This is a genomic window from Pseudophaeobacter sp. TrK17, assembly GCF_042192375.1.
Classification (GTDB): domain Bacteria; phylum Pseudomonadota; class Alphaproteobacteria; order Rhodobacterales; family Rhodobacteraceae; genus Pseudophaeobacter.
Window position 1 is genome coordinate 3,363,849 of sequence record NZ_CP071700.1, and the last position, 25,213, is coordinate 3,389,061.

A 25,213-nucleotide genomic window follows, 5' to 3' on the forward strand; every position below is an offset into this window, starting at 1 on the left:
ACATGACAACCGAAGTTCGCGTGCCCACTCTGGGCGAATCCGTTACCGAAGCCACCGTTGCCACCTGGTTCAAGAAACCTGGCGATACCGTGGCGCAGGATGAAATGCTCTGTGAGCTGGAAACCGACAAGGTCACTGTAGAAGTGCCCGCCCCCGCCGCTGGCGTTCTGGCTGACATCGTCGCCAACGAAGGCGATACCGTCGGCGTTGACGCGCTGCTGGCCAATATCTCAGCCTCCGGCGACGCCGCAGCTCCCGCGCCTGCCGCCGCCCCAGCCCCCGCCGCCGCAGCCCCAGAGGCCGCGGGCGGCAGCACCGACGTCATGGTGCCCACTCTCGGCGAATCCGTGACCGAGGCGACTGTTTCCGTCTGGTTCAAAAAGGTCGGCGATACCGTCGCTCAGGACGAAATGCTCTGCGAACTGGAGACAGATAAGGTCTCCGTCGAAGTGCCCTCCCCCGCCGCAGGTGTTCTGGCAGAAATCACTGCCGCCGAAGGCTCTACTGTTGAAGCCAACGCCAAACTGGGCGTGATCTCCGGCTCTGGCGCAGCGGCGGCGCCAGCCGCAGCCCCTGCTGCAAATGCTGCTCCTGCCGCCGCGAGCAAGGACATCGCCAATGCGCCATCGGCGGAAAAGGCCATGACCGAAGCCGGACTCTCTGCCGCCAATGTGGCAGGCACCGGTCGCGATGGCCGCATCATGAAAGACGACGTGGCGCGCGCCGTCGCAGCAGCCGCTGCGGCTCCAGCGCCCACGCCCGCAGCCGCACGGGCGCCAGTGGCGGCAAATGACGCTGCCCGCGAAGAACGCGTCAAGATGACCCGCCTGCGCCAGACCATCGCCAAGCGTCTGAAGGACAGCCAGAACACCGCCGCCATGCTGACCACCTATAACGAGGTGGACATGGGCGAGGTCATGGCCCTGCGCAGCCAGTACAAAGACCAGTTCGAGAAAAAGCACGGTGTGCGTCTCGGCTTTATGTCCTTCTTCACCAAGGCCTGCTGCCATGCCCTGAAAGAAGTGCCCGAGGTAAACGCTGAAATCGACGGCACCGACATCGTCTACAAAAACTACGTCAACATGGGCGTGGCCGCCGGCACCCCGACTGGCCTGGTGGTTCCCGTAATCCGCGACGCCGATGCGATGTCCTTTGCGGAAATCGAAAAGGCCATCTCGGCCAAGGGCAAACTGGCGCGCGACGGCAAACTGTCAATGGCAGACATGCAGGGCGGTACCTTCACGCTGTCCAACGGCGGCGTCTATGGCTCGCTGATGTCCTCGCCGATCCTGAACCCGCCACAGTCCGGCATCCTCGGCATGCACAAGATCCAGGACCGCCCCATGGCGATCAACGGTGAGGTGGTGATCCGCCCGATGATGTATCTGGCGCTGAGCTACGACCACCGCATCGTCGACGGCAAAGGCGCCGTGACCTTCCTGGTGCGCGTCAAGGAAGCCCTGGAAGATCCCCGCCGCCTGCTGATGGATCTGTAAAAGTCTTTAACGGACCTCCTTCCCTGCAAAATCCGCAAGCTGGGAGGTCCGCCAATCATTGCTGATGGATTTATGACCAATCTTGGCACATCGTAGCAAAATGTCAGTAAGAGATGCTCGAGGCCTCGGATTATCGTCCCATGTCGTGAGATACCGGTGTCCAGTGTGTAAATCCATTCAACCTGTTGGCGCCATGTTTAACACTCTTCAGGATACCGGTTTCGAACCCAAATACGACGCACATAGATGCTCCGACTGCTCGAGCCTATTGAATCTGATTTTTCCAATGCACCGTCAGGTGCTGATGTTCGTTTTCTTGGTGGCACCTGTCTTTTTTTATGCCGCGTTTACCGGCGTATGGATTTCAAACTCCTACCAACACCTAAGCTGGTTTAATCCAAGCAAAGGCGTCAGAGAGCCAACTTTTCTCGCAACGGTATCCCTCATTGCGCCGCTTTGCATGCTGGGGGCATTTCTCACCTATTTTGCTGGGCTGGTGCTTTTTAGCACAACAAGAGTTGAACGCCCAATTGGAACCCTCAAATGACCACCGAACTCACCACCCTCACACTCGCCGCGCTGCTGCAGGTCCTGCAATTCTGCGCCTTTTCCTTTACCGCCAACCAACAGGTCAGCCGCCGCGTCGCTCTTGGCCCCCGCGATGAACCCGTCACGCTGACTGGCACCGCAGGCCGTTTCAAACGGGCGATGGAAAACCACTATGAAGGCCTCGCGCTCTTCACCATCGCCTGCATCGTTATCACCCTTGGCGATCAGTCCACCGCAGTCACCCAAACCAGCGCCTGGATCTATCTGGCCGCGCGGATCGCCTATGTCCCCGCCTATGCCCTGGGGCTCTCCCCCTGGCGCTCGGTGATCTGGTTCATTGGCCTTCTGGCCACCACAACCATGTTGATCGCCACCCTCATCTAGGCTTTCATCTCACCACAAATACCTCGGGGGAGGCCCACTCGGGCCGGGGGCAGAGCCCCCTCCCCAACACAAACCGCAAAAGGACCCTCAATAATGGCAAGCTACGACGTCATCATCATCGGTGCAGGCCCCGGCGGCTATGTCAGCGCCATCCGCTGCGCCCAGCTGGGCCTCAAAACCGCCATCGTAGAGGGCCGCGAAACCCTCGGCGGCACCTGCCTCAACATTGGCTGCATCCCCTCCAAGGCGCTGCTGCATGCCACCCATATGCTACACGAAGCCGAGCACAACTTTGGCAGCATGGGGCTCAAAGGCAAATCCCCCTCGGTCGACTGGAACCAGATGAAATCCTACAAGGAAGACGTCGTGGGCCAGAACACTGGCGGCATCGAATTCCTGATGAAAAAGAACAAGATCGACTGGCTCAAAGGCTGGGCTTCAATCCCCGCTGCCGGTCAGGTCAAGGTCGGCGATGACACCCATGAGGCCAAGAACATCGTTGTGGCCACCGGCTCTGTGCCCTCGAGCCTGCCCGGCGTCGAGGTCGACGAAAAGATCGTTGTTACCTCCACCGGCGCGCTGGATCTGCCCAAAGTGCCAAAGAAAATGGTCGTTATCGGCGCCGGCGTCATTGGGTTGGAACTTGGCTCTGTCTATGCCCGTCTCGGATCAGAAGTCACCGTTGTTGAATATATGGACGCGGTCTGCCCCGGCATGGACAAGGACGTGCAGCGCGGCTTCAAGCGTATCCTGGAAAAACAGGGCCTGACCTTCATCATGGGTGCTGCGGTGCAGGGGGTTGAGGCCTCCAAAACCAAAGCCAAGGTAAAATACGCCCTAAAGAAAACCCCCGAGATCGAGGAGGTCCTCGACGCCGATGTGGTGCTGGTTGCAACCGGGCGCAAAGCCTATGCAGATGGGCTGGGCCTGGAGGCACTGGGCGTCAAACTGACCGAGCGCGGCCAGATCGCCACCGACTCCCAGTGGCGCACCAATGTGCCTGGCATCTATGCCATTGGCGACGTGATCGAGGGCCCAATGCTGGCCCATAAAGCCGAAGATGAAGGCATGGCCGTGGCCGATGTCATTGGTGGCAAACATGGTCACGTGAACTACGGCGTTATCCCCGGTGTGGTCTACACCACCCCCGAGGTCGCCACCGTTGGCGCGACTGAGGATGCGCTCAAGGCTGAGGGTCGCAAAATCAAGGTTGGTAAGTTCAACTTCATGGCCAATGCCCGCGCCAAGGCGGTGCACCAGGCCGAAGGCGGTTTTGTCAAAATCATCACCGACAAGGAAACCGACCGCATCCTGGGCGCTGCCATCATTGGCCCCGGCGCTGGCGACTTGATCCACGAGCTCTGCGTCGCGATGGAATTTGGCGCCTCTGCCGAAGACGTCGCCCTGACCTGCCACGCCCATCCGACCTATTCGGAAGCCGTGCGCGAAGCCGCCCTGGCCTGCGGCAATGGCGCCATCCACAGCTAACTTCGCCTTTCGCGCCCCGGCATATTTTGTCGGGGCGTTTCCTTTAGGCTTTGCATTTTGAAGAAACATATTCTTTTCCCCATTGTTGCCTTGGGCCTGTTAGCAGGCTTTACCCTCGCCGCGGTCCTCTGGCCTCTGCCCAGCCGCGCTGAACATCTCGCCGCTCTGTTCAGCGACTATTGTCTGCCAAATCATCGCGGAGAAAACGTCGTAGCAAAGGCAGAAGCCAATCTGGTGCTTCGCAAACGTAGCCCATCCTCGTCCCAGTGGATTGATCAGGCCTCTGCTAGCTTCATCAGTATCAAGGCCAGCTACTGTACTGTGGCAACATATCACCCCTTTGCTCTGTCCGAGGCCGATGCCAAAGAACTTCTGGAGCTGACCAGAAAAATCGTTTCTCAGGAATTTCCAGACCTAGCAGTCGACCCTCGGCTGTCATCCTCCGATCCAGACGTGTTTGAGCAGGGCTGGTTTGTAGGAAAGATCCAATCCCCCAAAAGGTGGGGCGTTTTCTTTAGCGCCCATCCAAACTCGGGGCAGAGTTCCAACAGCATTCTCTTCCTAACCTCCCCAACAGGCTAAGGCCCCTAGATCTGAACGCAGCGCAGCGTCGCAAAAACTATCACTAGGAAAGCCGCCGTATCAGTTGTCTACTGATGTCATAGAAATCCAAGGGAGGACGGCACATGGCTGTGTCACTACAAGTTATCTATCCGGTCAGCGACGGCAGTACCTTTGACCACGCCTATTATGCCGATACGCATATGCCGCTGGTTCAGGAACATATGGGGCCTCATATCGACCGGGTTCTGGTCACCAAAGGTCTGGCTGGTGGCCCGGATCAGCCCGCCGGATTTCATGCCGTAGCCACAATCGTCTTTGCCGATCGGGAGGCCATGGGCGCCGCGATGAAGGTCTCAGGCCCGGTGATGGCAGATATGGCAAATTTCACCAATATCCAGCCGCAGGTTCTGATTGGTGAGGTCATCGCCTGACCCGGTCGCCCCGGAACAACACGAGCGCAGAGGCTGCTCCAAGGCGCCGCCTCTGCCCAATGGAGCTCAGCCCCCGAGGAACAGGACAGCCACGGCAAAATAGGCCAGGCTGAACGCGGCAAACAAAATGTTTTGCCCCCAGAACCGCAGCCCCAAAGGGTCCTTCAGGGTGATCCAGTCGAGAAAACATTCGCGGAACTGACGCGACCACCACAGAAGCAGCAAAAAGACTGACAGGTATCCCCCCAACCAGACCATAAACGCCGTTACATCGGGCTCAGCCAGCACCTGCTCCATCGGCTACCACATGGTCTGGGCTGCCCGTGCACCCCAGGCTTGGTCATAGTCCTTGCCACCCTCTTCGCCATCGGTCTGCTCGGCCAGGATTTCGCCCATTGAGGGCAGGCCCTGACTTTCATCTACACCTTCCCAGGTGCCTGCGCGCAGCAGGGCACGGGCGCATTGGCTGTAGATCTCATCAATGGCGATGACGATCACCGTGGCGGGCTGCTTGCCCTTCTTTTCGAACCGGGCGCGCAGATCCGCATCCGCCGTCACCTGAGCGGTGCCATTGACCCGCATGACATTGTTTGATCCCGGCACCAGAAACATCAGCGAAACACGCCCGTCGCGAACGATATTGCGCAGGGAATCCAACCGGTTATTGCCGCGCCAATCGGGCAGGGCCAGAGTGCCGGGATCCAGTTCCTGCACCACCGGGCCATCGTCACCGCGGGGGCTGTCATCGGTGCCCTCCGGCCCCACGGTGGTCAACATGCACAGTTTGGAGGCCATGATCCATTGGCGATAGAGCGGCGTCATCCGGCGCGCCACCTTGCGCAGTGCAGGCCCCCCCGGCGTGCCATAAAGCGCCTCCAGGTCGTCAATCGTTTTAAGATACTGCATCTGGATCAAACCCCAATTCCCGCATCAATGCGTCCGATTTCTCTTCTACCCGCGTCTCCAGGGTGTCCATGAACTCCTTGCGGTCCAGGCCTGGCTCGATCTGGTCGAGGAACTCCACCACCGCCACGCCGGGTTTGCGCATAATGCCGGTGCGCGGCCAAAGCACACCCACATTGGTGGCCACCGGCACACAGGGCTGGCCCAGCTGCTCATACAGCACCCCGGTGCCAACCTTGTAATCCGCCTTGACGCCCGGCGCGACGCGGGTGCCTTGTGAATAGATGATCAACTGGCCTGCCTCCTGGTGGCCTGCCCTGACGTCCTGCACCATCTTGTCGATGGCCGCGCCGCGCTTGCCGCGATCCACCGCGACACAGTCCAGCAGCTTGGCATATTGGCCAATTACGGGGGTGCGCAGGATCTCTTTTTTCATGATGAACTTGGCTGTGGGCAGCGCGGTAAAGATCATCATGATATCCAGAAACGACTGGTGTTTTGCGGCAATCAGCACCTCACCCGATGGCGGCGTGCCGCGCACTTCACAGCGAATGCCCACCATGAAACGTGCCGTCCAGAACACCCAGCGCGAATAGCTTTTGCAGCAGGCCCGGGCGCCGCGTTTGCTAAAGATCGCCCAGGGCGCAAACATCAGGCCAAAAATTGGCATCATGAAATAGATCTGAAACACAAAGAGAAAGGATCGCAGCCACTGAATTGCAAATGTCACGTCAAATCTCCCAAACGTTTATTGGCGGCGCGGGTGGTGGCGGCAAAGGCAACCAAGGCCCCCAAAGGCGGGATCAACAGTGGCAGCCCCCAGGCCCAGCCCTGAAACCCAAGCCCGGTCAAAAACCCACCCTCATTCGAGGCGCTTGGCATCAGCCAGACCCCGATCATACCCAGCCCAACGCCAACCGCAGCCCCGCCAAGGGCGCGCAGGGTAAAGCGGCGCACAAAGGCATGGGCAATATAGCTGTCCAGCGCCCCGACCAGACGCAGCACTTCGATCACCTGCGCATTGGCGGCAAGCGCGGCATTGGCCGCCAGCGTGATCATCGCCGCCGTGGCGCCGGCAATCAGCAAAATGGAGACCGCTCCCAAACGGCGCAGGGCGCGGGCGGCATCCACCAACGGCGCGCGCCAGCGGGTATGGTCATCCAGCACCGCCCCCGGCACCTCGGCCTGCAGGCGCAGGCGCAGCCCGGTGCCGTCATAGCCGGGATCGCCTTCGATCACCTCGATCAGTTGCGGCACCGGCAGGCTGTCGATGGCCAGAGAGGATCCAAACCAGGGGGACAGCAGCTCAGCCTGTTCTTCGGCGCTAAAGGCACGGGCCGAGGCCACCCCAGGGGTTTGGCGCAAAATTGTCAGTGCCGCTTCGGTCTGGGCCAGACGCTGCTCGGCAGGGGCATTGATCCGCAGGGTGGCGGCGCGGGCCAGCTCATCCGCCCAGCGATTGGCCAGCCGTCCCGAGGCCAGCGACAGCGCCAGGGCAAACACCGCCAGAAACGCCATCGCGCCTGAGACAAACAGGGTCAGCTGGGCGGTAAACCCGCTGGGCGGCACCACGCGGTCCGCCTGAACATCGCCCATGATGAGTTTACGCAACCGTCCTTCGCTCATAGGTCTGCCCCCGCTTGGATCAGCTGTTTGGCCGAGATCCGCAGCACCCGCGCCTGCACCTGTTTCTTGGCAGCCCGGATCAGAGCCATATCATGGGTCGCCACCAGAATCGTCTTGCCCATCCGGTTGAGTTCGACCAGCAGCTGCAAAAGCCGCTGTGACATCTCCCAGTCGACGTTGCCGGTGGGCTCATCCGCGATAATCACATCCGGCGACAGGATCACCGACCGTGCAAGCGCCGCCCGCTGCCGCTCACCGCCAGACAGTTCCGGTGGCAGCGCATCGGCGCGCTGGGACAGGCCGACCCAGGTCAGCAATTCGCGCAGGTTGGCCTCTTCCTGGGACAGATCCTTGCCGGCGACAATCAGCGGCAGGGCAATGTTTTCGATCACCGCAAGGTGGTCCAGAAACCGGCAGTCCTGATGCACCACCCCGACACGACGCCGCAAATGCGCCATCTGATCCCGGTCCAGCCCCTGCACATCCATGTTAAAGGCTCGCACCCGCCCCGAGGTCGGCGTCAGCGCCCCATAGCAGAGTTTCAACAGCGTGGTCTTGCCTGCGCCCGACGGCCCGGTCAGGAAATGAAAAGACCCCGGAGCCAGCTTTACCGAGACATCGCTCAGCAGCTCCCCGCCTCCGTAGTTGTAGCCAACGTTTTCCAGCTCTATCACGACTGTCCCCTGTATGCGCTCAGCAGTTTTGCCCCAGCAGCCCGTCAGTTTCAATGGGCCATGGTTCAAAGCGCCCAATGTCCCCCCTGACGGCGCCGACAAAGCACAATTCACCCTTTCACCAAAGCGCCGAACTGCCTATTGTCATTTAGAAATACTGCCGACAGCTCCCCGGAGACCGCCGGGGTCAAGGAGATCTTATGCGTCTGACCTGCCCGAATTGTGGTGCCCAGTACGAAGTACCGGATGACGTCATTCCCGATGAAGGTCGTGATGTGCAGTGCTCCAACTGCGGCGATACCTGGTTTCAACAGGCCGCGGGCATTGCCCCCGATGCCACTGCAGACCCGGATTTTGCAGAGCCACCCGCCCCAGAACCGGCAGCAGACGCCGCTCCGGCGCGGACAGCCACTGAACACCCCGACCGCGCCGACCAGGATACCGAGGTCACCTTTGCATCCGAGCCCCAGTTCGACCCCTCTGCGTCCTCCGACAGTACGGCTCAGGATGCCGCTGACGTCTCGCCAACAGAGGATTCCCCGCAGCAGGCGCAGGACGCCGCCGCCGAGGATCTCGCCGAGCCTGCCCCCCAGTCGCCGCCTCAGCCCCCCCAGCCACCCCAGTCGCCCGCCCGTGGGCTGGATCCCGCTCTCAGCGAGATCCTGCGCGAGGAAGCAGAGCGGGAAGCCAGCCTGCGCGCTGCGGACCAAAGCCAGACATTGGAGACACAGCCCAACCTGGGGCTGGATGATCTGCCTGAAAACGAAGAGGCCCAGCGCTCGCGCCAGGCCAAAGACCGCATGGCCCGCATTCGTGGCGAAGATCCGCGCCAGTTGGCCGCCGAGGCCAGCGGACTAAAGCGCGGCGTGTTGCCAGACATCGAAGAGATCAACTCGACCCTGCGCGCAGCAGACAGCCCACCGCCGCCAGAGTCCGAGCACATGGCACCGGCGCCCCGGAAATCCGGGTTTACCCGTGGGTTTGCCCTGGCTGTGCTGGCTGTGCTGGCGCTGGTGATGGTCTACAGCAATGCGCCGCAAATCGCGGAAATTCTGCCCCAGGCAGACCCCTACCTGAGCAGCTATGTGACCTGGGTGGATCAGCTCCGGCTTTGGCTGTCCACACAGGTCACAGCGTTGCAGAAACCTCAGCTGTAAGCGCCCCCCCGCTGGCTGGCCACAGGAAGATGACTCGCTGATCACATTGCTGATCACTGGCGGATATGCTGGCAGATAAGCTGGTAAGTCGCAGGCGCACCGTACAACCCACCAAGGGTTTTGCGGCAACTATCCCGGCCGATAGCCCCAACCTGTTTCACCTGCCTGTTTTTGGGGCCTGTTTTTCTGGCCTGTTAGCAGGCGACGTCTCGGTCAGTGTGCCCATATTCCAGTGTGCCCATGTTCACCGGGGCCGATCTTCTGCCACAGCCAGATAGGCCGCCGCATGGATCTTCCCGCGACAGTGCAGCCTGGCGCCGCGCCTACCGCTCTCTCAGAGCGGTAGGCGCCCGGCCCAACGAGGACGCGGGATTTTCAAATCCCCAAGTCCTGGGCGGGAGCCCCCCTTGCGCTTTCGCCAAAGAGGGGCATTGCTTGCCCAGACAGGGAAATACAGAGCACATCACCCTGCCGCAGGTTTAGAATTGATCCAACAGACGTTCAAAATAGCGCCGTTCGTCTTCTGCCCGATCTTGCTCACCCACGCGACGGCGGAGCTCTTCCAGCAGATCCCAAGCGCGGCGATGCGCCCGGCCATCACCAAACTCGGAGTTTTGCTCCCCTGCCAGCCCGCCGGCATTGCGATCCCGCCCCAAGGGGTCGGCCTGCCCAGAGGATGCGCTGTCCCCCTGGCCCTGTTGCTGTCCGGGTTGTTGGTTCTGCGCGATTGCCTCCCCCAGAGCACGCATGCCTTCGCGCAGGGCCTCCATGGCCTCGGACTGGCGATCAATTGCTTCCGCCAAATCGCCCTGACGCAGGGCTTCTTCGGCGCCATCCATCGCCTCACCGGCGCGATCCAGCGCCTCTTTGGTGGCTTCGCCCTCTGCGCCCTGCCCCAGCGGCAGCCCCTGTTGTTGCCGCCGCAGGGCCTCTCGCAGGGCCTGCTGTTGTCCGGCCAGGCTACCCGCACCGGCTGATCCCCCCTCGGCACCGCCCTGGGATGATCCGTCAGCGGATTGGCCCGGAGACTGGCCTGGAGATTGACCGCCCTGACCCTGACTGCCGTCTTCGCCGGACTGGCCCTCACCGCCGGTGCCACCCTGGTGCTGCTGCCCCCGGCCCTGGCCGCCGCTGCGGCCTTCATTGCCTTGGCTTTCGCCGGCCTGGGCATTGGGGTTGAACTGTTCCTGCAAATCGCGAAAGGCCTGATCGGAAAGCCCCTGTTGCTCTTGCAGGGTCTCGCCAAGATCTTCCATCGCCTGCTGACCGTCAGAGCCGTTCTGCCCCTGTTGGCTCTGGCTGATCCGCATGTTTTCCATCATCCGCTGGAACTCTTCCAGCGCCTGTTCCGCTTCGGCCATGCGCCCCTGTTCCATCAATTCCTGAATGCGGTCCATCATCGCCTGCAGATCCTGCTGGCTCAGCGTCATGGCATTTTCCTGCGCCTCACCGCTGTCTCCCGACGGATTGTCGCGCTGCGCCTGACGCTGCAGCTGGCGCATGTAATCCTGGGTGGCCTCGCGCAGTTTCTGCATCAGGCGGGCGATTTCCTCGTCGCTTGCCCCCTCCCGCATCGCTTGGCTCAGGCGCTCCTTGGCCCGCTGCATCCGCTCCAGGGCATCGCCGATATCGCCCTCTTCCAGGCTCTGCGCCAGGGCCCAAAGTGCCGCTGCGGTTTCATCCCGCTGACCCTCACTTATTGGCATCTCGGTCGCGCTACTCTGGCGCAAAGCCACCTCAAGCCCGCGCAGAATACCGCGTAGTTGCAGATAGCTGCCCGCCTCGCGGAACAGATCCTCGGGGCGGTGCGACAGCGCCCGCAGCAGCTGGGTGATGCGCAGGCTGTTGCCGCGCGACCAGATCAAATCCCGGCGCTGTTCCGCCACGGCTGCCGCCAGGGGATCAAAAAACCGTGGTGCCACCAACGGTGCCCCCAGCCCTGACGAGACCGAGGACTGCCCCGCCGCATCGCGGACCGAGACGCTGAACACCACTGGCAGGTTGGCCCAGGGATGGGTGGAAAAATCCTCGATCAACAGGCCTTCAAACGCCTGTCGCGATCCGCTCACTGGCATCGGCAAGTCCAGCTCTATGTCGGCGCGTGTCTCGGGATCCGGCAGCAATCCGTGACGGCGCGACAGGGCGAGGTGGTCCAGCGAGATACGCACCGTGCCGCCCTCGATCCCGTAGTCATCCTGCGCCAGGAAGGGCAGCGACAGGGCGCCGTCCTCCATCAGCTCGGGCAGGCCGGTTATGGAAATGCTCGGGGGTTGATCCGGCACCACCGCAACCTCCCAGCGCTGCCCGCCACGTCCCTGGATCTCCAGATTGCCGGAGCGCTCAACCGCGATGTCATGTTCAAGCCCCGGATCCTGCGCGTCATCCTGCGCATCAGGCGCGTCTTGAACCGACAGGCTCTGCACCAGGGTCAAAGCCCCGACTTCGCCGTAGAACCGCAGGGTGATGCGGCTGCCCTCTGCCAACTGCAACCGCTCGCCTTGCTGGTCATTAAGGTAGAGAACCGGCAGGCCAGTATAAAGCGGCGGTTCGATCCAGCCCTCCCAGGAGGGGCCAGTCATTGCCGCCTCACCGCCCCCCGGCGCCAGGGCCGAAAGCGTGCCAACCCGCCAGAACGAGCCAAAAACCAGCGCAATAAGCAACGAGACCAGCGCCACATAGCGCAGCGCAAAAGGATCCGCCGCCGCAATCCGCAGGTTTGGAGCCGGCGCACGGGCCATTGCCGCAGCCCGCGCCATGCGTGCCTGATGCGCCTGCCACAGGGCCGTTGCTCCGGCATCCGCAACCCCAATCGCCTGGGCATCCAGCAAGGCACTGACCGGACGGCCCGGCAGGCTGGCATCCAACCGCGCCAACACCTCTGCCCGGCGGGGATAGCGAAAGCGCCACAGCCCAAAGACCAGGCTGGCCAGCATCGCGGCCAGCGCCACAACGGCAGTGCCCCAGAACAAAAGCGGCGACATCAGTTCATGCAGCCCCAGCATCAGCGCTGCGGCTGTCACCGCCAGAACGGAAAACAGCGGCCAAAAGGCCCGCAGGGCGCGTTCACAGACCAGCCCCGCCTGCGTCAGCCGCAGCGGCCATCGCAGGGGATGCAAGCGTGGGTCAGTCTTGCCAGTTCGATTACCCGTTTGCTTACCAGGTCGCGCCATGACTGCTCTGCCTCCTTTGGGCGGTGCATGTGGCCGCGAACCCGGCAAGATCTGCCGGACCTGTTACAGCCACTCCGGGATGGTATCGCGGTTTATCATTTCGTCAAAGTCCGGACGTCGGCGAATAACCGCAAATTGATCCCCGTGCACCAAAACTTCGGGGATCAGGGGCCGCGAGTTGTATTCGCTGGCCATCACCGCACCATAGGCCCCGGCGCTGCGAAAGGCGATGAGATCCCCCGCCGCCAGGGGTGGCATGTCGCGTTGCTTGGCAAAGGTATCGCCGGTTTCGCAGACCGGCCCCACGATATCATAGGGGCGGTTTTCGATCCCCGGTGCGGGTTCATGTACCGCAACGATATCATGGTGCGCCTCATACATGGCAGGGCGGATCAGGTCATTCATCGCGCCATCCACGATCAGAAACTCGCGATCCTCGCCGGATTTCACATAGATCACCTTGCTGACCATCAGCCCTGCATTACCCGCGATCAGGCGGCCGGGTTCGATCTCGATCTCGCAGCCCAGATGGCCCAGCGTGTCCTTGATCAGCTGGCCATATTCCACCGGCAGCGGCGGCGCCTCATTCGAGCGGGTATAGGGAATGCCCAGCCCACCGCCGAGATCAAGACGGCGAATGTCGTGACCATCGCCGCGCAGGCTTTCGGTCAGGTCGGCGATTTTTTCATAGGCTTTGCGGAAGGGCTCCAGATCGGTCAGCTGCGAGCCAATATGGCAGTCAATGCCTATGACCTTGAGCCCCGGCAGGGTCGCTGCATGGGCATAGACCTCGCGGGCGCGGGAAATGGGGATGCCAAATTTGTTCTCGGATTTTCCGGTGGCGATCTTGGCATGGGTCTTGGCATCCACATCCGGGTTCACCCGAATGGTGATCGGCGCCACCTGCCCCAGCTCCAGCGCCACCGCGTTGATAACGGCCATCTCGGGCTCGGATTCGACGTTGAACTGGCGAATGCCGCCAGACAGGGCACAGCGGATTTCCTCTGCGGTTTTGCCAACGCCGGAGAACACGATCTTGTCGCCGGGAACCCCGGCCGCCTTGGCCCGCAGATATTCGCCCTGGCTGACCACATCCATGCCGGCGCCGACCTGGGCCAGGGTCTTGAGGATAGCCTGATTGCTGGCCGCCTTCATCGCGTAGCAAACCAGATGATCCATGCCCGCCAGCGCCTCGTCGAACAGGCGGAAATGGCGCTGCAGAGTGGCCGTGGAATAGACATAAAACGGAGTGCCCACGGCAGCCGCAATCTCGGCAACCGGCACGTCTTCGGCGTAAAGCGCGCCGTCGCGGTAGAGAAAGTGATCCATGCCTTGGCGATTAGACCAAAACCGGCAGGGCTGGCAAATGATTCCCTGTAAAACCTGCGCTTTGGCAATCGCCCAGGCCCCAGGTCGGAAGCTGTGAAAAGTCAGAAGTGGTGAGAAACACCGACGCGGGCATATCCCGAAACCCGCACCCCGGAGGCGGGCGTCTGTTCTGCCTTGTCCGCCTTAGGCGCCTGGGCGTAGGACTGCGGCAAATCACAGGCAGACAGGCTGAGGACGCCAAGAACCAGAAAAATACGGATCACTGTTAAATACTCCTGCCCATTCCGGGGGAACCGTCTGCACGATGACGGGCACTAAGCCCAAGGTCTTGCAAACACCTAGAAACCAAAAAGAACACTCACCGGACCCTTTTGCAGCCCAACCGAGCCACCAGCATGGACGCCAGAGTTGGAAACCCCAATGCCCGCATTCAAAGCGGGGCGCACCGGCTCCCCATCGACGCCACAGGCGCTTAATCCTGCCGTCAGGACGGTGATCCCAATCAGGTTGAGCATCCAAGTCTTCATTGTCACGCCTCCAGAAACCGGCCCGGTTGCTATCGGGCTTAGATGGGGGGCGCGGGCCGCAGTTCAAGGCAGCCCCACGCCTCTTGTTCATACGCTTTGGCCGTTTCAGGCCTGCAAAAGCGCCGTCCAGCGGGCCACCTGGGCACGCACCTGCGCCGGTGCGGTGCCGCCATAGGACATGCGCGAGTTTACCGAGTTCTCGACGCCAAGAACAGTAAAGACATCGGCAGTGATTTCGCCATGGACGCCCTGCATGTCTTCTAGTGTCAGATCTGGCAGGTCACAGCCGCGGCCTTCGGCCAGGGCCACCAGCGAGCCGGTCACGTGATGGGCGTCGCGGAACGGCAGCCCCAGCACCCGCACCAGCCAATCCGCCAGATCGGTCGCGGTTGAGAACCCAGAGCCCGCAGCCGCAGCCAGCTCGGCGCGGTTGGCGCTCATGTCTTTGACCATGCCTTCCATCGCTGCCAGGGCCAGCATCCAGTTGTCGGCGGCATCAAAAACCTGCTCTTTGTCTTCCTGCATGTCCTTGGAATAGGCCAGCGGCAGACCTTTCATCACCATCATCAGCGCGGTGTTGGCACCAAAGATCCGCCCCACCTTGGCGCGGATCAGCTCTGCCGCGTCGGGGTTTTTCTTTTGTGGCATGATCGACGACCCGGTCGAGAAGCGATCCGACAGGGTGACAAAGCGGAACTGCGCCGAGGACCAGATCACCAGCTCTTCGGCAAAGCGCGACAAGTGAATGGCGCTGATCGAGGCACAGGAAAGGAACTCCAGCGCAAAATCGCGATCCGACACCGCATCCAGCGAATTCGCCGCAGGCCGGTCAAAGCCCAGCGCCGCAGCAGTCATCTCCCGGTCGATGGGAAAGGAGGTGCCAGCCAGGGCTGCGGCCCCCAGGGGAGATTCGTTCATGCGTTTGCGGGCATCGCGCACCCGGGACAGGTCGCGGCCAAACATTTCCACATAGGCCATCATGTGATGGCCCCAGGTCACCGGCTGCGCCACCTGCAGGTGGGTAAAGCCCGGCATCACCCAGTCAGCGCCTGCCTCGGCCTGGGTCAACAGCGCGCGGATCAAGGCCAGCAGGCCCGTCTCGGCCGCGTCCAGCTGATCACGGACCCAGAGTTTGAAATCCGTCGCCACCTGATCGTTGCGTGACCGGCCCGTGTGCAAACGCCCTGCGGGTTCGCCGATCACCTCTTTCAGGCGCGCCTCGACGTTCATATGAATGTCTTCCAACGCGGTGGAGAACTGAAAGGTTCCGGTCTCGATCTCTGACAAGACCGTGAGCAGGCCTTCCCGAATTGCTTCGGCGTCGTTATCGCTTATAACGCCTGTTGCGGCCAACATCGCTGCATGGGCCCTGGAGCCAGCAATGTCCTGGGCAGCCATCCGCTTGTCAAAAGTGATCGAGGCGTTGATCGCCTCCATGATCGCGTCTGGGCCAGCGGCAAAGCGGCCGCCCCACATCTGGTTCGAGGCTTGATCTGTCATGGTGGAATCCCGGAGATAATATGCGTCTGTTACGTCATCTTTCCCTTTATATCGCCCTGGGCCTGGGTGCAAATGCGGCATTAGCCGCAGATGTGGCCGAATTGGAAGCCCTGCGCGCCGAAAGCCTGAAACGTCTGGTGGTCCACAAGGAAGCCCGCGAGGTCTCCCAGGCGGAGTTTTTCCTGGAGGATGACGGCGGCAAAGCCAGCCTGCAGGACTATCAGGGCAAAGTGGTGCTGCTGAACTTCTGGGCCACCTGGTGTGCCCCCTGTCGCAAGGAAATGCCGCAGATCGCCGAGCTGCAACAAGAGTTTGGCGGCGAGGACTTTGAAGTCCTGACCATCGCCGCCGGGCGCAACTCGCCAGCCGGTATCGTCAAGTTCTTTGAGGAAAACGGCATCACCAACCTGCCGCGCCATCAGGACCCCAAACAGGCGCTGGCCCGCGAGATGGCGGTGATCGGCCTGCCCATTACCGTGCTTTTGAACCGCGAAGGCGAGGAAGTCGCGCGGCTGCTGGGCGATGCCGAGTGGAACTCTGACAGCGCCAAGGCGATCATTGCAGCGATGATTGACAGCGATACCGGCAGTTAATCTCGTACTCTCTCTCGTTCCCATATGGGGTCAGCCTTGCAGGTTCGCTTGCAGGGCCGGCTCCATTTAGGCCTATTCATCTGCAGCGCCCAGTTCGACAATCCGCTTTACCGCCAGATGAATACGACACCTGTAGCAGCAGCAACCATTCTGCCCAAATGGGCTTTCCCCCACGCCACCTTTGACAGCCGCGCCTTTGCAACGCCATTCTGAGAGCCACGGGGCATCATCAGGGAGGGGACAATGCCGCTGGAGCTTTTGTTGATCCTCGTTGTCGGGGGTGTCGCGGCGATCGCCGTCTTGTTGCATCTGACCGGGCGTTCAGACCTGCGGCTGCTCAGCGCCGATCAGGCGCGGCAGGCCTGGCTGCGCCAGTTCCCCGACAGCCCCATTGCCCAGTTGACCCTGGCCGAGGACGGCCATGCCGCTCTTATCCAACCCGAGGACGGTAGCGCGCCGCTTGGCCTGGTTTGGTCCTTTGGCGCTGATACCGTGGCCCGCTGCCTGGAAAATGTCGAAATGAAGACCGCCAGGCAAGGGCTATACCTCCGCCTGGCTGATTTCTCAGCGCCAGGGGTGCAGCTGCATCTGAACGGTTCCGAGGCCGAGCACTGGCAGCGCCTGATTGCCCACCACCCCGCCGCATTAGCCACCGCAACAGAGATGTAACCGATGGATCCGCTTTCCTTTCCTGATGTGACCCAACTGGCGGTGCCGATCTTTATCGCCGCCATCCTCGGCGAATTCCTATGGATCGCGCTCAAGGGGCGCGGGGGCCGCTACGAGACCCGCGATGCGGTGACCTCGCTGATCATGGGGGCCGGCAGTGTGGCCTCGGGAATTGTACTTGGCTTTATCGCCTGGGGATTCTTTATGGTCTTGTGGGAGATTACGCCGCTGGACCTTGGCAGCTCGATCGGGGTGATCGTCCTATGCTTTGTGCTGGATGACCTGCGCTATTATTGGGTGCACCGCTTTGGCCACCGCATTCGCTGGGTCTGGGCCAGCCACGTCAATCACCACTCCAGCCAGCATTACAATCTGACCACGGCGCTGCGCCAGACCTGGACCGGCACCTTTACCTTTATGATGGTGGTGCGGGCGCCGCTGGTGCTGTTGGGATTTCACCCGGCGCTGGTGCTCTTTGTCGGTGGCATCAACCTCGTCTATCAGTTCTGGATCCACACCGAAGCCATCGGCAAACTGCCGCGCTGGTTTGAGGCGGTGATGAACACCCCCAGCCATCACCGCGCCCACCATGGCCGCAATCCGCGCTATCTGGATTGCAACTACGCCGGGGTGTTTATCATCTGGGACAAGATCTTTGGCACCTTTGTACCGGAACAGGACAGCGATCCGGTGGATTATGGGCTGGTCTACAATATCGCCACCTTTAATCCCCTGCGGGTGGCCTTCCACGAATGGGTAGCAATCTACCGGGATATGACACAACCGGGGTTGAGCCTGAAGCAAAGGCTGCTCTATGCGCTGGCGCCGCCGGGCTATAGCCACGATGGCAGCCGCGACACCTCTGAGACCATCAAAGCCAAACACCTGGCCCGCCAGCCCCAGGACAGCGGCACGCCCGGATTTTGAACAGCCCCTTTGGCAGAGATGTGCCGCGATGGCAGCGCGTCGCCAACCCGCCTATTCAGACCACCCCGTGCAGAGGTGCGAGGCGCCGATAGTTCCGCAAATTTGATTGGCTAAAGTTTTAGATTTAAGCCTCAATTTACCCTTTTGCCCGACAGTCCCTGCTGACGCATAGTTTTCCCAGAAAACGGCAGCAGTAGGAGGCAAAGCGTGGTCAATAAGCGAAAACTAAGACGGGCGAATATGTCCGAAGGGGCTGAAGATCCGCTTTCCGCTGCAGTGGTCTCGCGGGATCACTCGACGCTGGATATGGTTGCAGATGCGGTCAAGCACGATCAGACCATGCTGGCCTATCAGCCTGTCATGCAGGCGATGCCGCCCCATGACATCGCCTTTTACGAAGGCTATATCCGGGTTCTGGACGCCACCGACCGGGTTATTCCTGCGCGCGAATTCATGCATGTAGTCTATGATAAGGAAATCGGCCGTGAGCTGGATTGCCTTGCCCTGCAACACGGGCTACGGGCCCTGTCCCAATCTCCGAACATTCGCCTCTCCATCAACATGTCCGCACGTTCCATCGGCTACAGTCGCTGGTCTAAAACACTGGAAAGATTTATAAAAAAGGACCCAACCATTGGCGAACGCCTGGTTCTGGAAATCACCGAGGCCTCTGCCATGGCGGCCCCAGAACTGGTCATCGACTTTATGGATCGTATGCAAAAGCATGGCATCGCCTTTGCGCTCGACAACTTTGGAGCGGGCACCACAGCCATTGGCCACTTTCGCGACTTCTACTTTGATGCAGTTAAGATCGACGGGCAGTTTATTCGCAACATCTGCAACTGTCCTGACAATCAGGCGGTTGTGCGCGCCCTGGTGGGCATCGCCAAACAGTTCGATATGTTGATTGTGGCAGAATCCGTAGAAACCCAAGCCGAGGCCGAATTTCTGGTTTCAATTGGCGTCGACTGCCTGCAGGGCTTCCTCTATGGGGCCCCAACCGTTTCGCCGCCCTGGCTGGAGAAGATGAAACAGCGCAATCGCGCCTAACACATAGTTGACCGCGCCCCTCCACCATGTGCCGTTTCCCTAAGGTCTTGCCCCCGGGCGGAAAAATCGCTGCGCCGCAGAAAAATTTGAGCCGCCTCGGGTCCCACCCCGGGCGGTTCTTTGCGTTTTTGACTTATGCCAGTTGACTCGAACCCAACCCCTGAGACACCCTGTCATTTGCTGCACCTGCAGCAAGACGCTATATCTGTCCCGGAGAGGGAGGTGGGGATTTGTGATTTTGCGGTAAGTTTACGGACCGCAGAAAAATTGCATGTCTTCACGAGAGAATTTGATGGCAGAGGACCAGAAATAATGACCAATGTTGTAATTGCATCCGCCGCGCGTACCGCTGTCGGCAGTTTTGGCGGAGCTTTCGCCAATACGCCCGCCCACGATCTGGGTCGTGCGGTACTGGAAGCCGTGGTAGAGCGCGCAGGCGTTGACAAATCCGAGGTTTCCGAGACCATCCTGGGGCAGGTTCTGACCGCCGCACAGGGGCAAAACCCAGCCCGCCAAGCCCATATCAATGCCGGCCTTCCCCAGGAAAGTGCTGCCTGGGGCATCAACCAGGTCTGTGGCTCCGGCCTGCGTGCTGTTGCGCTAGGCGCGCAGCATATCCAGCTTGGGGATGCCGCGATTGTCTGCGCCGGCGGCCAGGAAAACATGACCCTGTCACCCCATGCCGCCGCCCTGCGCGCCGGTCACAAGATGGGTGACATGAAATACATCGACACCATGATTCGCGATGGCCTGTGGGATGCCTTCAACGGCTACCACATGGGGCAGACTGCGGAAAACGTCGCCGACAAATGGCAGATCTCCCGCGAAATGCAGGACGAATTTGCTGTCGCCAGCCAGAACAAGGCCGAAGCGGCGCAAAAAGCTGGTAAATTTGCCGATGAAATCGCGGCTTTCACCATCAAGACCCGCAAGGGCGAAACCGTGGTGGATCAGGACGAATACATTCGCCACGGCGCCTCCATGGAAGCGATGCAGAAACTGCGCCCCGCCTTTACCAAGGATGGCTCGGTCACGGCGGCCAATGCCTCTGGTTTGAATGACGGCGCCGCCGCAACCCTACTGATGAGCGCCGATGACGCCGAAAAGCGCGGTATCACGCCGCTGGCGCGGATTGCCTCTTATGCCACTGCCGGTGTCGACCCTTCGATCATGGGTGTTGGTCCGATCTACGCCTCGCGCAAAGCCCTGGACAAGGCCGGCTGGTCGGTCAGCGACCTGGATCTGGTTGAAGCCAACGAAGCCTTTGCCGCACAGGCCTGCGCCGTCAACAAGGACATGGGCTGGGATCCGGCGATCGTCAACGTCAACGGCGGCGCCATCGCCATCGGCCACCCAATCGGTGCCTCGGGCTGCCGGGTGCTAAACACGCTGCTGTTTGAAATGCAGCGGCGCGGCGCCAAAAAAGGCCTCGCCACGCTCTGCATCGGTGGCGGCATGGGCGTCGCCATGTGCCTGGAGCGCCCATAATCGGGACCACAGTTTAACATAGATCAGGGCGCCAGTTTGGCGCCCTTTTTATTACAACAGGGCGGTATTGCTGCACCTGCGACAATTTTCGCGGCGTTGCGGCAAAAATTCATTGCGCAATATTGTTGCGCATTGCACTATCAATAGGTAGCAAGATTACCGAGCGAATATCGAATTGGAGGAAAACTGAATGGCACGTACTGCACTCGTCACCGGCGGCTCACGCGGCATTGGCGCAGCAATTTCGCAGGCCCTAAAGGACCAGGGCTGCACTGTCGCCGCGACCTACGCGGGCAACGACGAAGCGGCGGCAAAGTTCACCGAAGAGACCGGGATCAAGACCTACAAGTGGAACGTTGGCTCCTATGAGGAAAGCCAAGCGGGTATCGCCCAGGTTGAGGCCGACCTTGGCCCCATCGACATCGTGGTGGCCAATGCAGGCATCACCCGCGATGCGCCCTTCCACAAAATGACGCCGCAGCAGTGGCAAGAGGTGATCGACACCAACCTCACCGGCGTGTTCAACACCGTTCACCCGATCTGGCCCGGCATGCGCGAGCGTAAATTTGGCCGCGTCATCGTGATTTCGTCGATCAATGGTCAAAAAGGCCAATTTGCCCAGGCGAACTATGCCGCAACCAAGGCCGGCGATCTGGGTATCGTCAAATCCCTGGCTCAGGAAGGCGCGCGTGCAGGCATCACCGCCAATGCGATCTGCCCTGGCTATATCGCCACGGAAATGGTCATGGCCGTGCCCGAAAAGGTCCGTGATTCGATCATCGCCCAGATCCCAACCGGCCGCCTGGGCGAACCAGAAGAGATCGCCCGTTGCGTTGCCTTCCTGGCTTCCGATGATTCGGGCTTTATCAATGGCTCCACCATCTCGGCCAATGGCGGTCAATTCTTCGTCTGATCCTGCGCCGCAACAGCAGCAGTGGCGATATGAGAGAACAGATAAGGGCCGGTCTTTTCAGACCGGCCCTTTTTAATCCCGTAAGGACATATGTGCACTATGCCCAGCGGGAAAACCCAATTCCGGTCACCTTTGGACCAGCGGTTTTTGTCGCCCCGGATTTGCGCAACCGGAACAGTCTTGCCAACCCGGAAAACAGGGCCTGGCTGCGCTCTGCATGTGCACGTTCCATCGCTTGCTTGACGTTGCTATTAGCTGAATATTCCATCGCCTGGGCCTCCGTTCGGATTAGGATTGTCTATCTAAAGCCAACATGGGCTTTTATGGAAAAAGGCACAAACGAGACTTTCCAAGGCTTCAGTTAAGTATTACTTATGTGATCATGTCAGATCGCCTCCCCCCTCTCACCGCCCTGCGCGCCTTTGATGCCGCTGCCCGCCACATGTCCTTTGCCCAGGCTGCGGCTGAACTGAATGTCACGCCGGCCGCCCTGTCGTTTCAGATCAAATCCCTGGAAGAGCACCTGGGCGTGCCCTTGTTTCGTCGCCTCAACCGGGCGGTAGAGCTGACCGAAGCCGGGCGCACCCTGGCGCCAGGGGCTGCCGAGGGCTTCCAGACCCTGTCGACCGCCTGGATGGCAACCAAGCGGTTGCAGGACAACAGCAGCCTGACCGTCACCGCCGGCCCGGCGCTGACGGCCAAATGGCTGGCACCGCGCCTCTATGATTTTGCCCGCGCCCATCCCGAAATTGATCTCAGATTTTCGGCCACCCTGCGCAATATGGATCTGGCGCGCGATGACGTCGATGTGGCGCTCAGGTTTGGCTATGGCGGAGATGATGGGCTGTATTCGGTGCCGGTGCGCAAAGAATGGCTGACACCAGTGATGTCGCCAGAACTGGCCAAACAATTCACCACCGTAGAAAGCCTGCGGCAGGCACCGCTGATTTTTGATGATTCCATCGACTTTTTGCAGCCCCCCTGCGACTGGCCCACCTGGTTCCGCGCCGCCGGGATTGATTACACCCCCCTGCATGGCACCCATTTCTCCAATGCCGACCATGCCATCAACGCCGCAGTCGCAGGCATGGGGGTGGCGCTGGGGCGACGCCCGATGATTATCTCTGACCTGCAAGAGGGCCGCCTGGTCGCCCCTTTCAAGCTGGCAATCGAAAGCCAGGCCCGGTTTCGTTTTCTCTGCTTGCCCGGCGCTGAAAAACGCCCCCAAATCGCGGCTTTTCGCGATTGGTTTCTGGCGGAGATCGAAAAAACCGCGCATATATCAGATGATTTCACCATTATCCCGGTTGAGGAGATCGCCGCACTATGACCCGCTCCACAGCCACCGCAGTTGGGTTTGTGGCCGTTCTGCTCTGGGCGCTACTGGCGCTGCTGACAGTCGGCTCTGCCCCAACCCCACCGCTACTGTTGAATGCGATCTGTTTTACCATTGGCGGCATCCTGGGGCTGATCTGGACCTTGCGCACGGGTGGTCTGGGCCAATTGCGAGACATCTCCTGGAAGGTCTACGCCTTTGGTTCGATTGGGTTATTTGGCTATCACGCCCTGTATTTTTCGGCCCTGCGCCTGGCCCCCGCCGCCGAGGCAGGCCTGATTGCCTATCTTTGGCCGCTGCTGATCGTGCTGTTTTCCGGCCTGCTGCCCGGCGAACGCCTACGGCCAGGGCATCTGATCGGGGCGTTGCTGGGCTTTGCCGGGGCGGCGGCGATCATTACCGGTGGGTCCGGTGGTTTTCAGGCAGAGTACCTGCCCGGCTATATCCTCGCCTTCCTCTGCGCGCTGACTTGGTCGAGCTATTCGGTGCTGTCGCGGCTGGTGGGATCCGCCCCCACCAGTTCAGTCTCGGTGTTTTGCACGGCCACTGCTATCGCCTCCTGGGCGCTGCATTTTGCTGTGGAAGAAACCGTCTGGCCACAGGGTACACTTGGCTGGGCGTCGACCCTGTTGTTGGGATTAGGACCCGTGGGGCTGGCGTTTTATGTTTGGGACATTGGCGTCAAGCAGGGCGACATTCAGATGCTCGGCACCAGCTCTTATGCAGCGCCTTTGCTGTCGACCCTGGTACTGGTTCTGGCCGGCGTCGCGGATCCCAGCTGGGCCTTGGCCCTGGCGGCCGCGCTGATTACCGCTGGGGCTGCCATCGCCGCCAAAAGCGGCTGATCCTGCGCCCCGACACGACGGCCACCACAATATAAAAGGGCCGCCAGATCTGGCAGCCCTGAAAACTCTATCGCTTATATCAGCTAGGGATAAATCCCCTGGTGCCTGGCGGCAATATCCGGGGTAATCTCCTGCGCCAATAGGCGTTTATGCTGTCTCTGTTTCGCTTGACAGACGCTCAATCTCTTCTTTGAGTTTCAGCTTTTGCTTCTTCATCCCGGCAATCTCCAACCCGTCGGTACTGGGGGATCGTTGGGCGTACTCCACTTCCATGCTCAGGTGGTCATGCTTCTTTTTCAGTTCGGTAAGATGCGAGCTGAGGCTCATGGCGTTCCTCCTTTTAAAGCGAGACTAACAACCCCGAACCTGCGGGGTTGAAACGAGTGGACCACAAGTTTTGCCCCCTGTCACGCCGCAGACGCATAGTTTTTGTCATGAAATTGTCATATCGGCCAAAGCCCGCCAGAAGCCATATTTTTATGGGTGAAATCGAGCCCAGAACGCCGAAAAAGCCACCTGAAAGCTTGCAATATAACCGCGTCACACCTATCTTGTCGCGGGCCAGCAAAGCGCCGCGCCTTCGCGCAGAATTTCCCGCACTTCAGGCTGATAACTCTCTACATCTGCCAGATGTCGCGCCCCTTGGTGCAGGATCAGCGGCGCGTGCAGGCGAAAATCGGCCCGGCCTCCCTTGCGGGCGCGCAGCAAAACCAGCTCTGCCGGACGTCCCTGGCGCGGCGCCAGCGGCAGCACCTCAATCGAGCCAAGACGCCCCTGACAGGCGGTCAGGATCTCGGGCAAACGGTCGGCGCGCTGGATCATATGCAAATAGCCCTTATAGGTCAGCCGACGGGCTGCGGTCTCAACCCAGATCTGCAAAGGCGTATCACCGCCCAGGGCAATCTGCCGCCCCATATCTTCGGCCGGGCTATGGGCTCCGGCGCGGTAATACGGCGGGTTGGCCAGAACATGGTCAAACTGACGCTGGCGCAAATCTTTGGGCAGCGCCGCCAGGTCGGCTTCGATCACCTCAACGGTTTGACCATTGTGCGCTGCATTGCGGCGCGCTAGGGCAGCATAGTCCGGTTGCAGCTCCACTCCGGTGAGCTCTAGCCCAGGCACCCGTTCGCCAAGACATAACAGCGCCTGACCACCACCACAGCCCAGCTCCAGCACCCGCTCCCCTGCCCGTGTCGGCATCGCGGCGGCCAAAAGCACCGGATCCACCCCGGCTCGGTAGCCTTCGCGAGGTTGCCACAGCTGCACCCGGCCGCCCAGAAAATCGTTCAGCGACAGGTTTTCCTCGGCAAAGCCCGCATCAGAGTTTGGCCCTGCTCCGCCCCCCTGCGTCATATGTCATTGCCAAGCGGGATCTTGTTGTCCAGCATCGCGCGCTTGGCCAGTGTATAGTCGTCTTCGCGCACCATCAGACGGCGTGGAAAAATCCCAATGCCTCCTTCGAGGATGCTCATATTTACGTCCATCTGAAAGCAGTCTATATCCTCACCCTCAAGAAGGGCGGATGCAAAGGCCAGGACAGTCGGATCGGTGCTGCGCAAAAGTTCTTTCATGGGGATGGATCTAAGGGCAAGGT

29 protein-coding genes are annotated in these 25,213 nt (G+C 60.7%); 15 read left to right on the forward strand and 14 right to left on the reverse strand.

Annotated features, from left to right (window positions below; genetic code table 11):
- The first annotated feature begins 2 nt into the window (after positions 1 to 2).
- From odhB to JZI28_RS15870, 6 genes are all read left to right on the forward strand, one after another.
- Positions 3 to 1,496, forward strand: a complete 1,494-nt coding sequence (gene odhB, locus JZI28_RS15845) for a 2-oxoglutarate dehydrogenase complex dihydrolipoyllysine-residue succinyltransferase (RefSeq protein WP_375698226.1) — start codon at positions 3 to 5, stop codon at positions 1,494 to 1,496.
- 193 nt (positions 1,497 to 1,689) lie between these two features.
- Positions 1,690 to 2,043 carry a hypothetical protein gene (locus JZI28_RS15850; protein WP_375698227.1) on the forward strand — a complete coding sequence of 118 codons (354 nt, stop codon included), beginning with the start codon at positions 1,690 to 1,692 and terminating at the stop codon, positions 2,041 to 2,043.
- Positions 2,040 to 2,429, forward strand: a complete 390-nt coding sequence (locus JZI28_RS15855) for an MAPEG family protein (RefSeq protein ID WP_375698228.1) — start codon at positions 2,040 to 2,042, stop codon at positions 2,427 to 2,429. The genes JZI28_RS15850 and JZI28_RS15855 overlap by 4 nt, the downstream gene beginning before the upstream one ends.
- Before the next feature lie 93 nt (positions 2,430 to 2,522).
- Positions 2,523 to 3,917, forward strand: a complete 1,395-nt coding sequence (lpdA, locus tag JZI28_RS15860; protein ID WP_375698229.1) for a dihydrolipoyl dehydrogenase — start codon at positions 2,523 to 2,525, stop codon at positions 3,915 to 3,917.
- A gap of 57 nt (positions 3,918 to 3,974) precedes the next feature.
- On the forward strand, positions 3,975 to 4,499 hold the full coding sequence (locus JZI28_RS15865; RefSeq protein WP_375698230.1) for a hypothetical protein: 525 nt from the start codon (positions 3,975 to 3,977) through the stop codon (positions 4,497 to 4,499).
- A gap of 104 nt (positions 4,500 to 4,603) precedes the next feature.
- Positions 4,604 to 4,912 carry an EthD family reductase gene (locus JZI28_RS15870; RefSeq protein WP_375698231.1) on the forward strand — a complete coding sequence of 103 codons (309 nt, stop codon included), beginning with the start codon at positions 4,604 to 4,606 and terminating at the stop codon, positions 4,910 to 4,912.
- Positions 4,913 to 4,978: 66 nt separating this feature from the next.
- Here JZI28_RS15870 and JZI28_RS15875 read toward each other — a convergent pair whose 3' ends face one another.
- The 5 genes from JZI28_RS15875 to JZI28_RS15895 are packed head-to-tail and all read right to left on the reverse strand — an operon-like array spanning position 4,979 to position 8,115.
- Positions 4,979 to 5,209, reverse strand: a complete 231-nt coding sequence (locus tag JZI28_RS15875; protein ID WP_375698232.1) for a hypothetical protein — start codon at positions 5,207 to 5,209, stop codon at positions 4,979 to 4,981.
- A gap of 3 nt (positions 5,210 to 5,212) precedes the next feature.
- Complete coding sequence (locus JZI28_RS15880; RefSeq protein ID WP_375698233.1) at positions 5,213 to 5,818, reverse strand: pyridoxamine 5'-phosphate oxidase family protein; 606 nt, start codon at positions 5,816 to 5,818, stop codon at positions 5,213 to 5,215.
- Positions 5,805 to 6,545 (reverse strand): lysophospholipid acyltransferase family protein, encoded by a 741-nt coding sequence (locus JZI28_RS15885; protein ID WP_348156575.1) that lies wholly within the window; start codon positions 6,543 to 6,545, stop codon positions 5,805 to 5,807. The genes JZI28_RS15880 and JZI28_RS15885 overlap by 14 nt, the downstream gene beginning before the upstream one ends.
- On the reverse strand, positions 6,542 to 7,441 hold the full coding sequence (locus JZI28_RS15890; RefSeq protein WP_375698234.1) for a cell division protein FtsX: 900 nt from the start codon (positions 7,439 to 7,441) through the stop codon (positions 6,542 to 6,544). Before JZI28_RS15890 ends, JZI28_RS15885 begins: the two co-directional genes overlap by 4 nt.
- Positions 7,438 to 8,115 (reverse strand): cell division ATP-binding protein FtsE, encoded by a 678-nt coding sequence (locus JZI28_RS15895; protein ID WP_297341064.1) that lies wholly within the window; start codon positions 8,113 to 8,115, stop codon positions 7,438 to 7,440. The genes JZI28_RS15890 and JZI28_RS15895 overlap by 4 nt, the downstream gene beginning before the upstream one ends.
- Positions 8,116 to 8,315: 200 nt before the next feature.
- Between JZI28_RS15895 and JZI28_RS15900 the strand changes: the two genes are divergently transcribed.
- Entirely contained in the window at positions 8,316 to 9,272 is a 957-nt protein-coding gene (locus JZI28_RS15900) for a zinc-ribbon domain-containing protein (protein WP_375698235.1), read from the forward strand.
- A gap of 479 nt (positions 9,273 to 9,751) precedes the next feature.
- Here the strand turns inward: JZI28_RS15900 and JZI28_RS15905 are convergent, their stop codons facing one another.
- From JZI28_RS15905 to argH, 5 genes are all read right to left on the reverse strand, one after another.
- Positions 9,752 to 12,442, reverse strand: coding sequence for a TIGR02302 family protein (locus tag JZI28_RS15905; RefSeq protein ID WP_375698236.1), 2,691 nt, complete (start codon positions 12,440 to 12,442; stop codon positions 9,752 to 9,754).
- A gap of 63 nt (positions 12,443 to 12,505) precedes the next feature.
- Positions 12,506 to 13,771, reverse strand: a complete 1,266-nt coding sequence (gene lysA / locus JZI28_RS15910) for a diaminopimelate decarboxylase (protein WP_375698237.1) — start codon at positions 13,769 to 13,771, stop codon at positions 12,506 to 12,508.
- A 101-nt stretch (positions 13,772 to 13,872) separates the two neighbouring features.
- Positions 13,873 to 14,034, reverse strand: a complete 162-nt coding sequence (locus JZI28_RS15915) for a hypothetical protein (protein ID WP_375698238.1) — start codon at positions 14,032 to 14,034, stop codon at positions 13,873 to 13,875.
- A gap of 75 nt (positions 14,035 to 14,109) precedes the next feature.
- A complete protein-coding gene (locus tag JZI28_RS15920; protein WP_295454950.1) occupies positions 14,110 to 14,298 on the reverse strand; it encodes a hypothetical protein in 189 nt (62 codons plus the stop codon).
- Positions 14,299 to 14,403: 105 nt separating this feature from the next.
- Entirely contained in the window at positions 14,404 to 15,798 is a 1,395-nt protein-coding gene (argH, locus tag JZI28_RS15925; protein ID WP_297339868.1) for an argininosuccinate lyase, read from the reverse strand.
- A 20-nt stretch (positions 15,799 to 15,818) separates the two neighbouring features.
- On the opposite strand from argH, the gene JZI28_RS15930 reads away from it, so the two are divergent.
- The 6 genes from JZI28_RS15930 (at position 15,819) to phbB (ending at position 21,438) form a co-directional block, all read left to right on the forward strand.
- Entirely contained in the window at positions 15,819 to 16,391 is a 573-nt protein-coding gene (locus JZI28_RS15930) for a TlpA disulfide reductase family protein (protein ID WP_375698239.1), read from the forward strand.
- Positions 16,392 to 16,634: 243 nt separating this feature from the next.
- Positions 16,635 to 17,060: a hypothetical protein gene (locus tag JZI28_RS15935; RefSeq protein ID WP_375698240.1), complete on the forward strand. Its 426-nt coding sequence runs from the start codon at positions 16,635 to 16,637 to the stop codon at positions 17,058 to 17,060.
- Between the two features lie 3 nt (positions 17,061 to 17,063).
- Entirely contained in the window at positions 17,064 to 17,987 is a 924-nt protein-coding gene (locus JZI28_RS15940) for a sterol desaturase family protein (RefSeq protein WP_295454943.1), read from the forward strand.
- A 240-nt stretch (positions 17,988 to 18,227) separates the two neighbouring features.
- A complete protein-coding gene (locus JZI28_RS15945; RefSeq protein ID WP_375700113.1) occupies positions 18,228 to 19,037 on the forward strand; it encodes an EAL domain-containing protein in 810 nt (269 codons plus the stop codon).
- A 312-nt stretch (positions 19,038 to 19,349) separates the two neighbouring features.
- On the forward strand, positions 19,350 to 20,525 hold the full coding sequence (locus JZI28_RS15950) for an acetyl-CoA C-acetyltransferase (RefSeq protein ID WP_295454940.1): 1,176 nt from the start codon (positions 19,350 to 19,352) through the stop codon (positions 20,523 to 20,525).
- Between the two features lie 190 nt (positions 20,526 to 20,715).
- The gene (phbB, locus tag JZI28_RS15955) at positions 20,716 to 21,438 is read left to right on the forward strand and encodes an acetoacetyl-CoA reductase (RefSeq protein ID WP_295454938.1); all 723 of its coding nucleotides are present in this window, start codon (positions 20,716 to 20,718) and stop codon (positions 21,436 to 21,438) included.
- Between the two features lie 97 nt (positions 21,439 to 21,535).
- On the opposite strand, the gene JZI28_RS15960 is transcribed toward phbB, so the two are convergent.
- The gene (locus JZI28_RS15960; protein WP_375698241.1) at positions 21,536 to 21,706 is read right to left on the reverse strand and encodes a hypothetical protein; all 171 of its coding nucleotides are present in this window, start codon (positions 21,704 to 21,706) and stop codon (positions 21,536 to 21,538) included.
- A gap of 114 nt (positions 21,707 to 21,820) precedes the next feature.
- Here JZI28_RS15960 and JZI28_RS15965 point away from each other — a divergent pair, with 114 nt between their 5' ends.
- Both JZI28_RS15965 and JZI28_RS15970 read left to right on the forward strand, forming a co-directional pair.
- Positions 21,821 to 22,768: a transcriptional regulator GcvA gene (locus JZI28_RS15965; protein ID WP_375698242.1), complete on the forward strand. Its 948-nt coding sequence runs from the start codon at positions 21,821 to 21,823 to the stop codon at positions 22,766 to 22,768.
- On the forward strand, positions 22,765 to 23,619 hold the full coding sequence (locus tag JZI28_RS15970) for a DMT family transporter (RefSeq protein ID WP_295454933.1): 855 nt from the start codon (positions 22,765 to 22,767) through the stop codon (positions 23,617 to 23,619). The genes JZI28_RS15965 and JZI28_RS15970 overlap by 4 nt, the downstream gene beginning before the upstream one ends.
- Positions 23,620 to 23,766: 147 nt before the next feature.
- On the opposite strand, the gene JZI28_RS15975 is transcribed toward JZI28_RS15970, so the two are convergent.
- The 3 genes from JZI28_RS15975 to JZI28_RS15985 form a co-directional block, all read right to left on the reverse strand.
- Positions 23,767 to 23,946 carry a YdcH family protein gene (locus JZI28_RS15975; protein ID WP_027241537.1) on the reverse strand — a complete coding sequence of 60 codons (180 nt, stop codon included), beginning with the start codon at positions 23,944 to 23,946 and terminating at the stop codon, positions 23,767 to 23,769.
- 219 nt (positions 23,947 to 24,165) lie between these two features.
- Positions 24,166 to 24,972 (reverse strand): tRNA1(Val) (adenine(37)-N6)-methyltransferase, encoded by an 807-nt coding sequence (locus tag JZI28_RS15980; RefSeq protein ID WP_375698243.1) that lies wholly within the window; start codon positions 24,970 to 24,972, stop codon positions 24,166 to 24,168.
- Positions 24,969 to 25,190 (reverse strand): DUF2007 domain-containing protein, encoded by a 222-nt coding sequence (locus JZI28_RS15985; RefSeq protein WP_295454929.1) that lies wholly within the window; start codon positions 25,188 to 25,190, stop codon positions 24,969 to 24,971. Before JZI28_RS15985 ends, JZI28_RS15980 begins: the two co-directional genes overlap by 4 nt.
- Between the last annotated feature and the right edge of the window lie 23 nt (positions 25,191 to 25,213).

Coding starts and splice junctions, on each gene's coding strand:
- odhB (WP_375698226.1), top strand. CDS start 3: ATGACAACCGAAGTTCGCGTGCCCACTCTGGGCGAATCCGTTACCGAA.
- JZI28_RS15850 (WP_375698227.1), top strand. CDS start 1,690: ATGTTTAACACTCTTCAGGATACCGGTTTCGAACCCAAATACGACGCA.
- JZI28_RS15855 (WP_375698228.1), top strand. CDS start 2,040: ATGACCACCGAACTCACCACCCTCACACTCGCCGCGCTGCTGCAGGTC.
- lpdA (WP_375698229.1), top strand. CDS start 2,523: ATGGCAAGCTACGACGTCATCATCATCGGTGCAGGCCCCGGCGGCTAT.
- JZI28_RS15870 (WP_375698231.1), top strand. CDS start 4,604: ATGGCTGTGTCACTACAAGTTATCTATCCGGTCAGCGACGGCAGTACC.
- JZI28_RS15875 (WP_375698232.1), bottom strand. CDS start 5,209: ATGGAGCAGGTGCTGGCTGAGCCCGATGTAACGGCGTTTATGGTCTGG.
- JZI28_RS15880 (WP_375698233.1), bottom strand. CDS start 5,818: ATGCAGTATCTTAAAACGATTGACGACCTGGAGGCGCTTTATGGCACG.
- JZI28_RS15890 (WP_375698234.1), bottom strand. CDS start 7,441: ATGAGCGAAGGACGGTTGCGTAAACTCATCATGGGCGATGTTCAGGCG.
- JZI28_RS15900 (WP_375698235.1), top strand. CDS start 8,316: ATGCGTCTGACCTGCCCGAATTGTGGTGCCCAGTACGAAGTACCGGAT.
- JZI28_RS15905 (WP_375698236.1), bottom strand. CDS start 12,442: ATGGCGCGACCTGGTAAGCAAACGGGTAATCGAACTGGCAAGACTGAC.
- lysA (WP_375698237.1), bottom strand. CDS start 13,771: ATGGATCACTTTCTCTACCGCGACGGCGCGCTTTACGCCGAAGACGTG.
- JZI28_RS15920 (WP_295454950.1), bottom strand. CDS start 14,298: ATGAAGACTTGGATGCTCAACCTGATTGGGATCACCGTCCTGACGGCA.
- argH (WP_297339868.1), bottom strand. CDS start 15,798: ATGACAGATCAAGCCTCGAACCAGATGTGGGGCGGCCGCTTTGCCGCT.
- JZI28_RS15930 (WP_375698239.1), top strand. CDS start 15,819: ATGCGTCTGTTACGTCATCTTTCCCTTTATATCGCCCTGGGCCTGGGT.
- JZI28_RS15935 (WP_375698240.1), top strand. CDS start 16,635: ATGCCGCTGGAGCTTTTGTTGATCCTCGTTGTCGGGGGTGTCGCGGCG.
- JZI28_RS15940 (WP_295454943.1), top strand. CDS start 17,064: ATGGATCCGCTTTCCTTTCCTGATGTGACCCAACTGGCGGTGCCGATC.
- JZI28_RS15945 (WP_375700113.1), top strand. CDS start 18,228: ATGTCCGAAGGGGCTGAAGATCCGCTTTCCGCTGCAGTGGTCTCGCGG.
- JZI28_RS15950 (WP_295454940.1), top strand. CDS start 19,350: ATGACCAATGTTGTAATTGCATCCGCCGCGCGTACCGCTGTCGGCAGT.
- phbB (WP_295454938.1), top strand. CDS start 20,716: ATGGCACGTACTGCACTCGTCACCGGCGGCTCACGCGGCATTGGCGCA.
- JZI28_RS15960 (WP_375698241.1), bottom strand. CDS start 21,706: ATGGAATATTCAGCTAATAGCAACGTCAAGCAAGCGATGGAACGTGCA.
- JZI28_RS15965 (WP_375698242.1), top strand. CDS start 21,821: ATGTCAGATCGCCTCCCCCCTCTCACCGCCCTGCGCGCCTTTGATGCC.
- JZI28_RS15970 (WP_295454933.1), top strand. CDS start 22,765: ATGACCCGCTCCACAGCCACCGCAGTTGGGTTTGTGGCCGTTCTGCTC.
- JZI28_RS15975 (WP_027241537.1), bottom strand. CDS start 23,946: ATGAGCCTCAGCTCGCATCTTACCGAACTGAAAAAGAAGCATGACCAC.
- JZI28_RS15980 (WP_375698243.1), bottom strand. CDS start 24,972: ATGACGCAGGGGGGCGGAGCAGGGCCAAACTCTGATGCGGGCTTTGCC.
- JZI28_RS15985 (WP_295454929.1), bottom strand. CDS start 25,190: ATGAAAGAACTTTTGCGCAGCACCGATCCGACTGTCCTGGCCTTTGCA.